The following is a 14,090-nucleotide window of genomic DNA, read 5'->3' as shown; positions in this document are numbered from 1 at the left end:
CCATAACGACGTTTTCTGCTACCTAGTTGGGGAGGCGGACGGGCATGACCAGGTAGCGGTAGTCGTCCTGGTCCTCACCGTCGACATCTGCTTGGGCCGTGATCATGGCGGGCTTCGGTGCAGTGGTGAAGGAGAACCTGACGTATTTCGTTTCGATGACGCTCAGGCCTTCCACCAGGTAGTGCGGGTTGAAGGCGACGGTGATGTCGTCACCGGAGAGCTGGGCTTCGAGTTCTTCGGAGGCCTGGGCATCTTCGCCGGTGCCGGCGTCCAGGTGCAGCAGTCCTTCGGTGAAGGCGAGGCGAACCGGTGTGTTGCGTTCGGCCACCAGCGACACACGGCGGACGGCTTCCACAAGTTCCTGCGTCTGGACGGTTGCGTGGATGGGGGTGGAATCCGGGAACAGCGAGCGGATCTTGGGGTAATCGCCATCCACGAGCAGCGAGGTGGTGGTGCGGCCGCCGCTTTCGAAACCGATCAGGCGGCTGTCATCGTCAGCAAGCGCGAGGTTGATGTCGCCGCTGTTGCCAAGGGTCTTAGCCACTTCGTTGAGGGTTTTTGCCTTGACCAGCGCACTGGTGGAAATTCCCGGAGTGGTGGGCTTCCACGGCACTTCGCGCATGGCCAGGCGGTAGCGGTCGGTGGCCAGAAGCGTGATGAGGTCGTCCTCGATCTCCATCCGGACGCCGGTCAGGATCGGGAGGGTGTCATCCTTACTGGCCGCAATGATCACCTGGGACACAGCCTGGGCGAATGCTTCACCCGGGACAGTGCCGCTGATGGCGGGCAGCGCAGGCAGCGGCGGGTATTCGGCCTCGGGCATGGTGGCCAGGTGGAAGCTGCTGCGGCGGCAGGTCAGCGTCACTTTGTTGCCATCGGTCTCCACGACCACCGGAGCGGAAGGAAGGCTTCGACAAATGTCTGCGAGGAGGCGCCCGGAAACGAGGATGGTTCCCTCGGCGGTGATGTCCGCGGGAATTTCCAACCGTGCGGAAGTCTCGTAGTCAAAACTTGAGAGGCTGACCGTGCCTGCTTCAGCCTTCAGGAGCAGGCCGGACAGCACTGGAACCGGCGGCCGCGGAGACAACGACCGGGCTGTCCAGGTGACGGCTTCTGCCAGGACGTCCCGTTCGACTCTGAACTTCACGGAAGGGTGCCGCCTTTCATTGCTGCTGCCTTGTCTGAACCGGAAACTCCCACAGGGAGCCCAAAAGTAGTGGCGCCCCAACAACGGAACCTGCATGGTTCGTCGATTGCTGAACCACAAAGAATCCCGAGGATGGGAGCGCTGCTGACAGCTTAGCCGGAAGACGGCTGATTAACCCATCCCCGGTCAGGACGCCTGGGGTCCGGAGGCCCTTGGGCCTGGGCCGGTTCGGGGCGCGGATCGAGATTGTTATTTGAGGGAAATCAATTTCTTGGGATTAGTAGTGTTAATAACTGCTGTGGATACTGTGGATAACTCGATCCGGCCGCAGGATCCAGCGGTTAAGCCCTGTTCATGGATTGTGGGTGACGCAGGTTTTAAACAGGCTGTGGATGGGGATAACATTTTTTGGGTTTTCGCTGATCCACAGGCGGCTTAAGGGTTTTAAGCCCATTAAGCTCGGTTGTCCCCTTAAGTATCCACAGGGTTATCCACATGCACCTGTTAATAAGGTATAGAGGCGACAGCTCAGGAGTTGCGCTGCTGCTGCTTGATCCTGTTGGTGAGTTCGGTGACCTGGTTGTAGATCACACGACGCTCAGCCATCAGCTCACGGATCTTGCGGTCTGCGTGGATCACCGTGGTGTGGTCGCGGCCGCCGAGTTCCTGGCCGATCTTCGGCAGGGACATGTCCGTGAGCTCGCGGCAGAGGTACATGGCGATCTGCCGGGCGGTCACCAGCGTGCGCGTACGGGACTTGCTGCAGAGTTCCTCCATGGTGAGCTTGAAGTACTCGGCCGTCTGGATCAGGATCTGGCTCGACGTGATTTCCTGGGCGCCGTCGTCCGTGATGAGGTCCTTCAGGACCATCTCAGCCAACGCAACATCGACCGGCTGGCGGTTCAGGCTGGCGAATGCCGTCACCCGGATCAGTGCGCCCTCGAGTTCGCGGATATTGCTGGAGATCTTGGAAGCGATGTATTCCAGGGCATCGTCCGGGGCGGAGAGACCTTCGCTGAGCGCCTTCTTCCGCAGGATGGCGATGCGGGTCTCGAGCTCGGGCGGCTGGATGTCGGTGAGGAGGCCCCACTCGAAGCGGGACTTCATCCGGTCCTCGAAACCTGCCAGCTGCTTGGGCGGCAGATCCGAGGTGATGACCACCTGTTTGTTGTTGTTGTGCAGGGAGTTGAACGTGTGGAAGAACTCCTCCAGCGTCCGGTCCTTGCCGGCCAGGAACTGGATGTCATCGATCAGCAGCACGTCCACGTTGCGGTACGTGGTCTTGAAGCTGGCGCCTTCGTCATCGCGGATGGAGTTGATGAAGTCGTTGGTGAACTCTTCGGAATTCACGTACCGGACCCGGATTCCGCTGTACAGGCGGCGGGCATAGTGGCCGATCGCGTGCAGGAGGTGGGTCTTGCCAAGCCCGGAATCACCGTAGATGAACAGCGGGTTGTAGGCCTTGGCGGGCGCTTCGGCCACGGCCACAGCAGCTGCATGGGCAAAGCGGTTGGATGAACCGATCACAAAAGTATCGAAGACGTACTTAGGGTTGAGACGGCCGAATTCGTGGGAAGTGCTCGGCAGCATCGGCTGCGGCTTCTGTTCGATCAGCTGGTCCGGCGAGTAGGAAGGTTCGACGACGGGTTCCGGCTCCTTGTGGAGCGGCACCAGATCGGTGTCCACGTCGATCGCGCAGCGGATGTCCTCGGAGAAAACGTTATGCAGGGCGTCATCCAGGGCGTCCTTGACCTGGGTCTGAAGGACTTCACGGGTCAGTTCGTTGGGAACGGCCACCAGGAGGGTGGATCCGATCAAGCCCTGTGCCTGGGCCAGGATGACAAAGCCCCGCTGCCGTGGAGAAACGCGGTCGTCCTGCTCGAGCAGGCTCACAACTCGACGCCAGGAACTTCCGACAGTATTGGCGTGGTTGGCTTCGTCTACTGTCATCAATCAGTTCCTCAAAACTTGCGTGCCTGCATTACGTGCAGCCCCAAGTCCCGAACCAGGATGCTGGTTCAGCTTCATCCACAGGGTTATGCACAGTCCGTGGATAATCGGCTACTGAGCCACTCTAGGGGAACAAAAGGCCAGAAGATAGCTGGGAAGTAGCTTGTGGATAATTACACCGTTGTGGTTCGAAAACAGCCCTGTGAGCCACTTCATCCACAGGCTGTGGGGCCAGGTTAACCACAGCCGGCGACAGGGACCCGGGGCTACCCCGGTTTGACTCTGGCAGGCATTTTGCCCTAACGTTGTGAAGTCCTTTGTGTACGCTTTTTGGCCCCTTCTGAATCTCTCTGGCGCACCGCGTTTGAGCAGCCGGGGGAAGTGTGCATATACAAAACTTAGCGTCGGCCAGTTCTTCCCCTTTTACTGATCGGGTGGGCGCACCTTTGATCCACTGGAGTAACTAACGTGAGCAAGCGGACTTTTCAGCCGAATAACCGCCGTCGAGCCAAGAAGCACGGCTTCCGCCTTCGTATGCGTACCCGTGCCGGCCGTGCCATCCTGGCAGCCCGTCGTGGCAAGGGCCGCACCGAACTGTCGGCCTAGATAACTGACTCGTCGGTTAACTTTTCTTTGCGAGTTTAAGGTGCTGGCCACCCGTAACCGTTTGAGGACTGCAACCGATTTTTCAACAACTGTACGTTCCGGTGTCCGCAATGGACGCCGGAACGTAGTGTTATATGCGGCAGCTATTGCTGCCGACGAACCCAGCCGGATCGGGTTCATCGTTTCCAAAGGTGTCGGGAACGCTGTGGTCAGGAACCTCGTTAAGAGGAGACTGAGAGAAGCCGGTGCTGCCTCGCTGCGCGAGTACGGTACCGGGTTCGCCATAGTGGTCCGGGCGCTGCCTGCGTCCGCTGCCGCCAGCTGGGATCAACTGCTGGCGGACTACAACGCCGCACTGGAATCAACAATGAGCCGGTTGGGCAGCCGCCTTCCGCGGGCTGCTGTAAACGGTTCAACCGGTACAACACAGGAAGGGACACAGCGTGCGTAAGGTAACTGCCGCCGTCGTCCACTACCTTCATCCTGTTGCTGCCGCCGTGGGTACCTTCCTCTGGAACCTGCCCAGGAACATTCTTATTCTGCTGCTGATGGCCTACCGCAAGGTGATTTCTCCCTTGTATGGCCAGGTCTGCCGTTTCTTTCCTTCCTGCTCGGCGTACGCCCTTGAGGCGATCACTGTCCATGGGGCAGTGAAGGGCAGCTGGCTCGCGGCCCGTCGCCTTGTGCGCTGCCATCCGTGGAATGCCGGCGGTGTGGACCATGTCCCCGCCGGCCACCGCCACTGGCCCGATCACCGGACCCCCACAATTGTTGTGCTGAACAACCCGGACAAGTACCTGGCTGCTCAGACTGATGGAGAAGGCCGCCTTGCGGCCTGACGAATAGGGATATCGTATGGACTTCTTTGAAACAATCATGTTTCCGTTCAAGTGGCTGGTTTCCATCATCATGGTTGGCTTCCACGAGGGCCTGAGCAGCATCGGGCTGCCTGAGGCTTCAGGCTGGACGTGGACGCTGTCCATCATCGGGCTGGTGCTGGTGATCCGTGCCGCCCTGATCCCAGTATTCGTCAAGCAGATCAAGGCGCAGCGTGGCATGCAGCTGCTCCAGCCGGACTTGAAGAAACTCCAGGACAAGTACAAGGGCAAGACTGACCAGCTCTCCCGCCAGGCAATGGCGCAGGAACAGATGGCCATGTACAAGAAGCACGGAACCAACCCGTTCTCTGCCTGCTTGCCCATGCTGATCCAGATGCCGTTCTTCTTCGCGCTCTTCCAGGTTTTGTCCGGCATCAGCACCGCCCGTGACCAGGGCAAGGGCATCGGGGCCATGAGCCACGAACAGGTTGTCCAGTTCGACGAGTCGAGCATTTTTGGTGCTCCGTTGTCGGCAACCCTGCTGCACGGAACGCCTGAGGGCGGCAACGTGGTGGCCGTGTGGACGCTGTCGATCGTGATGATCCTGGCCATGACGGCGTCGCAGTTCATCACGCAGAAGCAGATCATGGCCAAGAACATGTCTGAAGAGGCCATGGCCAGCCCGTTCATGCGCCAGCAGAAAATGATGCTCTACATCCTGCCCATCGTATTCGGTGTGGGTGGCATCAACTTCCCCATCGGTGTCCTCATCTACTGGACCACCACCAACCTCTGGACCATGGCGCAGCAGTTCTTCGTCATCCGCCGCATGCCGACGCCGGGATCCCCCGCCGCCAAGGCACTCGCCGAGCGCCGGGCTGCCAAGGGCCTGCCGGCCCTGCCCATTCTGGGCGGGAAGAAGGCCGACGCCGAAGCGGAGGCAGCTGCCGCAGCTGCGATCATCGAGCAAAAGGGACAGCGCGTCCAGCCCCAGCGTAAGAACAGGAAGAAAAAGTAATGTCAGCCGAAAGCACCGAACACGCCCTTTCCGACGAGGTCATTGACGATCAGGACGAAGCCTCGACGGACGCCGATGATTCGCCCAAGGGATCCGCTGCCAGCCGCCTCGAAGAGGAAGGCGACGTTGCTGCCGATTACCTGGAGGAACTCCTTGATATCGCTGACATCGACGGCGACATTGACATCGAAGTCCGGAACGGCCGAACTTACATTTCCATCGTTGCCGAGGACGAAACCGATGGTCTCGACAGCCTCGTCGGCGAAGACGGCGAAGTCCTGGAAGCCCTTCAGGAACTGACCCGGCTTTCTGTCCTCTCCGCAACGGAGAACCGCTCACGCCTGGTCTTGGACATCAACGGCTACCGTCAGCAGCGCGCCGGGCATCTCCAGAAGATCGCCGAGGATGCGGCAGCTTCGGTCAAGGAGTCCGGCAAGGCCGTGGCACTGGAGCCGATGAGTGCCTACGAACGTAAAATCGTTCATGACGCCGTCGCTGACCTGGGACTCGTCAGCGAGTCCGAGGGCGAAGGCGCCGGGCGTCACATCGTAGTATCCGCAGACTAGAGAATGCTGAACCGCTAATAATGGTTGACATCACGGCAGCAGAATTGCTGGCGGCCGAGAAGATTTTCGGTGACCGCCTGGACCTGGCCAAACGCTACGTAGACCACCTGGCCACGTCCGGAACGGAACGCGGGCTGATAGGGCCGCGCGAGATCCCACGGTTGTGGAGCCGGCACGTCCTCAACTGTGCCGTCATCGAAAGCGAGATCGCGCACGGCAGCCATGTTGCCGACGTCGGAAGCGGGGCTGGTCTTCCCGGACTCTGCCTCGCCATCGCGCGGCCGGACCTTCAACTGACACTGATCGAACCGCTGGAACGCCGGGTGATCTGGCTCCAGGAAGTGGTGGACGATCTGGGCCTGACAAACGTCACGGTGATGCGGACCCGCGCTGAACTGGCAGTCGGCATGGTGGACGCTGATGTTGTGACTGCCCGTGCTGTTTCCGCGCTGAGCAACCTCGCTGGCCTGACCATCCCCCTGCTCGCCGGCAAGGGCGAGGTTGTGGCCATTAAGGGACGCAGTGCAGGCGAGGAAATCGAAAAAGCAGCGAAGGTCATCCGGAAACTCGGTGGTGTCCAGACATCTGTAGTGACTGTCGGTGAAAACCTCCTGGAGGAACCCACCACAGTGGTACGGATCGTCGTCAACAAGTCCCGAAAGATCTCCTAGTCCGGGCCCGGTAGCCTTGGTCTGCAGGGCGAAGAGGTTAGGCTAGACAACGGCAGCAAAAGCCGAACGAGAGTGAGTGTGTCCCAGTGACCAGTAGCGAAGCCTCCACACAACGGATACCCCCGTTCGTGTCTTTGGGGTCAGCACGATCAGTTGCTGGCATGGGATCCGCGCCGGGACGAGGGGAAAGTCACCCTAATCCGGTTTCAGAGATGGCAAATCTTGCCTCTGTTTCACGTGAAACAACAACGGGGGGCAGGATCAACGTCATGGACACCATGGACGACTCCAGTCCTATCGCCCGGGAGCTCGCGCACGAAACCAGGCGCCGCGAACGGCTGGTTGGCCGGAAACTTCCCAAGCCGGAGAAGACCCGTATCTTCACGGTGTCCAACCAGAAGGGTGGGGTCGGCAAGACCACCACCACCGTGAACATCGCCGCTGCCCTGGCCGCAGCCGGCCTGAACGTCCTGGTCATTGACATCGATCCCCAGGGCAACGCCTCGACCGCCCTCGGCGTCGAGCACCATGCCGATGTGGACAGCATCTACGACGTCCTCATCAACGATTTCCCTCTTGCTGACGTGGTGGCTCCCTGCCCGGACATCAGTAACCTGATCTGTGCTCCTGCCACCATTCACCTGGCCGGCGCGGAGATTGAGCTTGTTTCGCTTGTGGCCCGTGAACAGCGGCTCCGCAGGGCGATCGATGTCTATGCCAAGACCCGGGCGAAGAATGGCGAAGAACGCCTCGACTACATCTTCATTGACTGCCCGCCGAGCCTCGGGTTGCTCACAGTTAATGCCTTCTGTGCTGCCGGTGAGGTCCTAATCCCCATCCAGTGTGAGTACTACGCCCTGGAGGGCCTCAGCCAGCTCCTTAAGAACATTGAGATGATCCAGAAGCACCTGAATGCGGATCTGGTGGTCTCCACTATTCTCCTCACGATGTATGACGGCCGAACCAACCTTGCAGCCCAGGTGGCAGCGGAAGTCCGTCTGCACTTCCCCGAGCAGGTCCTTGGTGCTGTAGTCCCCCGCTCCGTTCGGATTTCAGAAGCTCCGAGCTACCAGCAGACCGTCATGACCTACGATCCTTCCTCCAGTGGAGCCCTGTCTTACCTGGAAGCCGCAGCCGAAATCGCTGAACGCTAGAATCTTCAAGAACTGCAACAACCGGAGTCCGACAAGGTCTGGCTCTTCCATCGGAGGGATTTATCCATGAGCGAAAAGCGACGTGGCCTAGGCCGCGGTCTTGGCGCACTCATTCCAAGTTCCGCCGGTAGTGCGTCGGGCAACGGCAGCGCTGTGTCGCGGCCTGTGGATCTCTTCTTCCCGGAAGGCCGTAAGAAAGTCGCTTCCTCTGACGATGCTTCAGGGAACGGTGGGGCAGCTTCAGATGCATCATCTTCCGAGTCGGTTGCGCCGGCTCAGGCCAACGACGCATCGGTAACGAAGAAAACAGCCGCGCCGAGAACGGCCTCCCCCGCGAATCCGCCAGCCAAGGCAGCAGACAAGCCGCCGGCCGCTAAAGTTCCCGCCAAGGCTCCTGCGAAAGCTCCGGTAAAGGGCGGTGCAGCTACATCGACGGTGGACCCTGCGCCCGCGCCGGTTGAAGGCGCGACTGACGAGTCTGCATCCGAGGCACCTGAAGCCCTGAGCAGTACGCCGGACAACGGTGTTGATCTTGTGGAAGTCCCCGGCGTGCGTTTCGCCGAGATTCCGGTCACCGACATCCATCCGAACCGTAAACAGCCCCGCTCAGTCTTCGATGACGATGACATGGCGGAGCTCATCCACTCCGTGCGCGAGATCGGCGTCCTCCAGCCAATTGTGGTTCGTACTTCAACCGAAGAAGGTGGAGAACCGTACGAGCTGGTGATGGGTGAGCGTCGCTGGAGGGCAGTACAGGCGGCCGGGATGGCGACCATCCCTGCCATTGTCCGGGACACCACGGATGATGACCTCCTCAGGGATGCACTGCTGGAGAACCTGCATCGAAGCCAGTTGAACCCGCTGGAAGAGGCGGCGGCCTACCAGCAGCTGCTTGAAGACTTCGGAACCACTCACGAGCAGCTTGCGGACCGCATTGGCCGTTCACGTCCCCAGGTTTCGAACACGCTGCGTCTCCTCAAACTTCCGCCCCTGGTTCAGCGTCGTGTGGCGGCCAGCGTTATTTCCGCTGGCCACGCGCGCGCGCTGCTCGCCCTGCCGGATGCAGCAGCCATGGAACGCCTCGCCCAGAAGATCGTGGCTGAAGGCATGTCTGTTCGGGCAACCGAAGAGGCCGTCACTCTCTATCAGGATCCTGCGAAGCCTGCCAAGAACAACATCCCTCGTCCGGGAGCCCGCCATGAGCGCCTGGACTATCTTGCATCCTCGCTGTCAGACCGCTTAGACACCAACGTCAAGATTTCCCTGGGTGTCCGCAAGGGGCGAGTCAGCATTGAATTCGCCAGTGTTGAAGACCTGAACCGCATCATGGAAGTTCTTGCGCCAGGATCTGAAAACTAGCGTTCCGTGTTCAAAGAAGGGCCTGTTTCACGTGAAACAGGCCCTTCTTTCGTCTGTATCGACGCCATCTTTGCACTCCGGAGCTGATACTGGCTGTGACCATTGTGGTTGTGAAGCGCCGCGGAAGCCAGAGCCCGCGGTTCGTATGGCGTACGCCGGAGCCCGATGGAATAGTTCTTGGTTGTGGGACGCGAGTTTGGCTCTGTCCACTGCCTTGAACTCCTCCAAGGACTGGACTCCTCCAACGAGTGGCGCCTCTGCTTGTGTTCCTACGGCAGCGGTGGAATTCTGTGGCTCGGGTTTGCTGACCCACTGGAGGTGGGCACTGGGAGAGATGAAGGTGGTGGAGCCGCCAACTCTCAAGACGAGCAGTCAGGTACGAGTGGAGGATTCGGCGGAACGCTGGACACTACGATGCGACTCTTGATGCTGTGCACCCAGTGGGTTCCGTTGCTCCGAACAGTCAAGAATGCGTCGATTCACACAATTTCCATCGGTCGGTGCGGTGCTCATCCTGCGAAGCGGCGGGAATCCCGTGTTCGTTGCTCTTGCCCCGTTCTCTTCCAGGGAGCTGGTGTGCAGCGTGCGCACCCGTGCAGCTGTTGGCCTCAGCCTCCGGCTGGCTCGTTGACTACGGGGATGCGCCAGGATGGGCGTCTGCCCCGGACCTGTCGCCAGATAGTATTCTGACCTTCAATCTGGTTCGGCAATATCCGGGTTCGACAAAGTCAGGTTCAGATGGGAGGGCGCCTCTCGGTGGCTGTTTCACGTGAAACATCAACAGGGTAAGTGCCGGATCTAGGCGGCGGCCTCATCGAGAACGAACATGAAGTTGGTATGACCTAGAGGTCACGACGCATGATGTCGCCAACGCGTCATCTGATCTGCGGCTGCGGTGAAGTGAAGTCCGGTTTGCAGCATCCGAGGGACTTCGCCGGCAGCCAGGGACGGACAGAAACACTCCTTCAGAGGCAGTTCACTGAGGTTCGTGAAGGTAGCCGAGATTGCTTAGCAGGCTCGGCCTGCAAACCCAGTGGTCTTCCAATGGGTTTCACGTGAAACATCGCGACGAGTCCAGCGTCCCGTGCCTGGCATCTCCCCATGGCCCGACGGCGCCAGTGAGCCGGCTGCGTCAGGGATTCAATGACCACAGCCCGGAGTCCGTCCTATCTCGACCGCCGAAGGAACAGATGGTTTGGCGTTCTTGGAGTGTATGGCTCAGAACCGATGATGGTCTTTTCACGCAACGAGGATGATGCCGCCCCACTCCCCTCGCCGGCCGTGTCGAATCCGCTGCAGGCAGCGTGCTGCTGAACTAGCGGATGGCGGCCCGGGGCTCAGGGGACCTTGGCAGGCCGTCCAGAGGGCCAGCATCCAGAGGCGGGACATGGCCGGGGGCACGGCATGTTCACGTCCGTGGTGGCCCGACCCTGGCGCCTCAGTTTCATCTGACGGGATGCTAGCCTGGGTAGAACGCTTCCAGGAGCATCCGAGGAGCCGTGAGCTGATAGCCAGCGTCGATCCCTGGGCTTGGGGCAGCTCAGAAGAGACGGGCTAGGGCGGCGCTGCGGGCCGCCGCCGGCGCACGGGTAGTCTCTGCAGGAATGCAGGCAGGTACGACCTTGGCCCCAACGGGCCTTTCGTTGAATAGTCTTCTGTGGAGATGGGAAGTCGACGGAATCGAATCTGCAGGGCGCCTCGATACACACGAATCTCAGGAGTGCGCATCGATCCCCTGGCTTGGCCAATAGGGTCGCCGGCTGCCTCATCTGGAACCACCATCCATGGGCAGGACTGCTACATTCCAAGACGTCACAGCATGACGCCGGGCAGCTCGCCATAGTGCGTTTCTAGACCAGCTCCACGACTTGGCTTCGCCCCCTCTAGGACCTGACCGCGGGGTGGACAGAACAGGCCCAGTCTCGGAGTGTCCGGGAGAGGAAGGAATTTGGAAGCCGAGTCGTCTTTCTGTGCAGCAGTTCGGGACAGACGGGACTGTTCGGAAAGGTACGGATCCGATCGGGTAGCGACCACAGTAGCAACCACGTCCGGCCATGGCCCGGCGGAAGATGAATCAGCTTTAGCCAGTCGGACAGGAGTCTGGTTTAGGGAAAGAGACTGCCGAAAGACTATGAGTCTTCGGCCCACTCTTCATCATGGTGCGCGGCAGACTCGCCACAACAATAGATGGAGCCAAGACAGCCTTGGGCCCGTAGGTGTGAACTGCGCGGTGGATATCGCGGTGGATATCGCTGTGGATAACTTTGTGGATAGATTGCGTGGTGGCAGGCATCACGAAGAGATTCTGCCCACACCAGCAGATCCTGAAACGAGTAGTCCGCACGCGCATCGGATAGCGTCTGCTGTACCGTTTCACGTGAAACATTACCGAGGCCGATCCAGACTCTCTTTCGAGACGGAAAGCGACGTCAATAGTTGGATTTCCGGCGATATTTCCAGTCCTATGTGAACAAGCGCTTCTTCCGTGGTAGTTGTCCTGGGAGAAGCGCCGGCTTGGGTGTGTCGGCTGATCTCAAGTCCCGCCCTAGGGGTACTGCATCCACGATTTGCAGGCCGGTGGATAAGCCTGTGGATATAGGTGTGGATAACATTTGGGGATAACTTCGAATTCGGTGGAACATCAACGCGATGGAACCCTCCGGTCGAACCGAACAGTCACACTTCAGATGGGTACGATTCCGTCACCCGCTGACATTTATCACCTGGTCTAGCCCTTTGCAGGTGGAGTTGGTCGGGCATCTAGGGCTCCGCCGTTCGACCAGGAATGCCGGCATGAGCCAGCTGATTCATGACCTGCCCTAGCATGCGTTCGCAGCTGGGTGCTTTGTGCCTTGCTCAGACGCGCATCCTATCGGCGCATTCCGATGCGTGCCGTTCCCGTCGGGAGCTGCAGTGCGGACTGACATGTTGACGACCGGGCAGGCGGCTTCGGTACCGTCCTTGGCTGATGACCGAGCAAGGCGGCTCTGGTACCGTCCTTCACTGACTGGACGGCAGCCGTAGCGATCTTGCGAACAGAGATGTGCGTGGCGGCGAAGCCACAGCGCCTATTTGGGCCACGGGCAGATACACGGCGATCACCTTCTTCCAGGCCAGGCCAGGTTCAGGCTGATGGTCCCCCATCGATGCAGCAGACCGCAGGGCTTGGGCGAGGGCTCAGCCGTCACGCAAGCTTGCATAGGGCCCGGCGGCAGGATTGGGGGCGCCGGGCAGTGTAGAGCATACCTGGGTCTGGAGTATGTGCCCTCGTATGCCGGGGCTGTGCATGGGTGCTCCGCGTATACACGAACTGTCGATCATGGCGCAACGAGCTTCATGTGGGGTTGCGGCCATCTGGCAGTTGGCCTCAGAAGTTAGCATCCAACACATGCGAGGCCGGTGTCCTGAGCATCCCATCCCGAGAAGGCATGGACGACGTTTTCGCTCAGTTCGTTTCACGTGAAACAGTACGCTCGAGGTGCTGCCATCCACGAAGTCGTCGCTGGGGCCGAGCATGTTTCACGTGAAACAGTCTGGCGTGGAAGAGCATCTGTGTCCTCATGCCGGCTTTGCTGGCCCGCACCAGTGTCGCGCAGGAGGTCTCCCGGTATGGTCCCGTTGAGACGAGTACGGCCTTGTCAAGGGAAGAGGCCGGAACAAGTGTGTGTCGAGGCGGTCGTTGGGCGAGGCCCAGGGCAATATCTGACTTAGACTATCTCCGCATGTGCTGCCCTTCGCCATCGGCATCAATGGACACCTGTCACAATTGGACGATGAGCCCGAATGGGCCAACCCGAGCGGCGAGCACAGGTCGATTGCGCGACGCGGGGCCTCCGGGCGGCTCCCGAACCACCATCCGAGGCTGGAGGTAGCGGCGGATGGGCTTTGTGAGTCTCCAGGCCCACGGTCCAGAATTCGTCCGTAGGCAACTTGTCTGTGCTGGCGGGTTCCCAACACTGTGTGAGTGTGCTAGCGGGGTCGCTGAATCTTGAGTTGCCCGTTGCTGTGTCGTCGACATGCGGTGGACAAGACTGGACTGTTGCAACTGGTCAGGCTGCCACTGAACTGGATACCGTCGCGGCAGGTTACCGACGTGCTGCGGTTTGGCGATGAGGCTTGTACGCATTTCCGACCGGGCAGCTATTTACGAGGGGCCAGTGCCGTTTGATGTGAGGGATCTATTCCAGTGGCTCGGATCCTTGCGTCAAGCAGACACCTGGCTTCCCCCGGCGTCCCTTGGCTTCCTCCGGCCAGCCCCGACTCCCCCGACCACCGGCATCGAGTCTGACCAACTCTTGGAACCCCGTTCTTCTAGGCGTCAACTGCGAGAGTATCGGCGTTTGATTCAAACCACGGGCGGCTAGCGTGACTGGAACGCTGGCCCGGTCGGGGTGTTTCCGGTAGTCCGATGTTCCCGTTCCATATTTTTGCCGGCGAGATGAAACTGGGCGGGAAGTCCACTAGGCCACCTAATCCAATTGTCTTACGCTGCTCAGAGTTCGATCTATTGTCCGAGCGTGACGCGGATATTCTCCTCAGCGATGGACTGGACGCAATACGGCTACATCGCGTGCACCCAATCCATAAGGACTGGCTCGAAGTGCCGTCGGACAGGCCAGTAGCAGCAGGAGGGGGCAGACTCTTGCAGGTTTGGGCAGTGTTTCACGTGAAACATAGCGCGGGGACGCATCAGTGCGCAGAGTATGACCGTAGCGATCGTGCAAGGCTGGATGGATTGATCTACTGTCGGTGGACTGAACTGAATCAAGTGGGTCAAACTGAATCGGAGCGGCATGTCGTG

The 14,090-nt window shown here is 59.9% G+C and carries 10 protein-coding genes; 8 read left to right on the top strand and 2 right to left on the bottom strand.

All coding sequences use genetic code 11. From position 1 onward, the window contains the following. Window positions 1-22: 22 nt before the first annotated feature. Window positions 23-1,147 carry a DNA polymerase III subunit beta gene (gene dnaN, locus NG696_RS11710; protein WP_252564315.1) on the bottom strand — a complete coding sequence of 375 codons (1,125 nt, stop codon included), beginning with the start codon at window positions 1,145-1,147 and terminating at the stop codon, window positions 23-25. Window positions 1,148-1,675: 528 nt separating this feature from the next. After that, the gene (gene dnaA, locus NG696_RS11705) at window positions 1,676-3,097 is read right to left on the bottom strand and encodes a chromosomal replication initiator protein DnaA (protein WP_252564317.1); all 1,422 of its coding nucleotides are present in this window, start codon (window positions 3,095-3,097) and stop codon (window positions 1,676-1,678) included. 468 nt (window positions 3,098-3,565) lie between these two features. On the opposite strand from dnaA, the gene rpmH reads away from it, so the two are divergent. From rpmH to NG696_RS11665, 8 genes are all read left to right on the top strand, one after another. Next, window positions 3,566-3,703, top strand: coding sequence for a 50S ribosomal protein L34 (gene rpmH / locus NG696_RS11700; RefSeq protein ID WP_003800212.1), 138 nt, complete (start codon window positions 3,566-3,568; stop codon window positions 3,701-3,703). Window positions 3,704-3,743: 40 nt separating this feature from the next. Continuing rightward, on the top strand, window positions 3,744-4,154 hold the full coding sequence (gene rnpA, locus NG696_RS11695) for a ribonuclease P protein component (RefSeq protein WP_056342732.1): 411 nt from the start codon (window positions 3,744-3,746) through the stop codon (window positions 4,152-4,154). Further along, window positions 4,147-4,542, top strand: a complete 396-nt coding sequence (yidD, locus tag NG696_RS11690) for a membrane protein insertion efficiency factor YidD (protein WP_104060345.1) — start codon at window positions 4,147-4,149, stop codon at window positions 4,540-4,542. The genes rnpA and yidD overlap by 8 nt, the downstream gene beginning before the upstream one ends. Before the next feature lie 16 nt (window positions 4,543-4,558). Next, complete coding sequence (gene yidC / locus NG696_RS11685) at window positions 4,559-5,539, top strand: membrane protein insertase YidC (protein ID WP_252575462.1); 981 nt, start codon at window positions 4,559-4,561, stop codon at window positions 5,537-5,539. Beyond that, the gene (locus NG696_RS11680) at window positions 5,539-6,105 is read left to right on the top strand and encodes a Jag family protein (protein ID WP_252564325.1); all 567 of its coding nucleotides are present in this window, start codon (window positions 5,539-5,541) and stop codon (window positions 6,103-6,105) included. The genes yidC and NG696_RS11680 overlap by 1 nt, the downstream gene beginning before the upstream one ends. Window positions 6,106-6,125: 20 nt before the next feature. Continuing rightward, the gene (gene rsmG / locus NG696_RS11675; protein ID WP_252564327.1) at window positions 6,126-6,776 is read left to right on the top strand and encodes a 16S rRNA (guanine(527)-N(7))-methyltransferase RsmG; all 651 of its coding nucleotides are present in this window, start codon (window positions 6,126-6,128) and stop codon (window positions 6,774-6,776) included. Between the two features lie 86 nt (window positions 6,777-6,862). Then, on the top strand, window positions 6,863-7,930 hold the full coding sequence (locus NG696_RS11670) for a ParA family protein (RefSeq protein WP_308291968.1): 1,068 nt from the start codon (window positions 6,863-6,865) through the stop codon (window positions 7,928-7,930). 66 nt (window positions 7,931-7,996) lie between these two features. After that, window positions 7,997-9,289, top strand: coding sequence for a ParB/RepB/Spo0J family partition protein (locus tag NG696_RS11665; protein WP_252564329.1), 1,293 nt, complete (start codon window positions 7,997-7,999; stop codon window positions 9,287-9,289). The last annotated feature ends 4,801 nt before the right edge of the window (window positions 9,290-14,090 follow it).

Source organism: Pseudarthrobacter cellobiosi (assembly GCF_023913755.1).
GTDB classification, from domain to species: Bacteria; Actinomycetota; Actinomycetes; order Actinomycetales; family Micrococcaceae; genus Arthrobacter; species Arthrobacter cellobiosi.
Note: the sequence above shows the minus strand (reverse complement) of the source record. Positions and strands in the feature narration are given on the sequence as shown.

What these genes read in the sequence shown, in the direction of transcription:
- rsmG (WP_252564327.1), top strand. Translation starts at nt 6,126, where the DNA reads ATGGTTGACATCACGGCAGCAGAATTGCTGGCGGCCGAGAAGATTTTC.
- NG696_RS11665 (WP_252564329.1), top strand. Translation starts at nt 7,997, where the DNA reads ATGAGCGAAAAGCGACGTGGCCTAGGCCGCGGTCTTGGCGCACTCATT.
- dnaA (WP_252564317.1), bottom strand. Translation starts at nt 3,097, where the DNA reads ATGACAGTAGACGAAGCCAACCACGCCAATACTGTCGGAAGTTCCTGG.
- NG696_RS11680 (WP_252564325.1), top strand. Translation starts at nt 5,539, where the DNA reads ATGTCAGCCGAAAGCACCGAACACGCCCTTTCCGACGAGGTCATTGAC.
- yidC (WP_252575462.1), top strand. Translation starts at nt 4,559, where the DNA reads ATGGACTTCTTTGAAACAATCATGTTTCCGTTCAAGTGGCTGGTTTCC.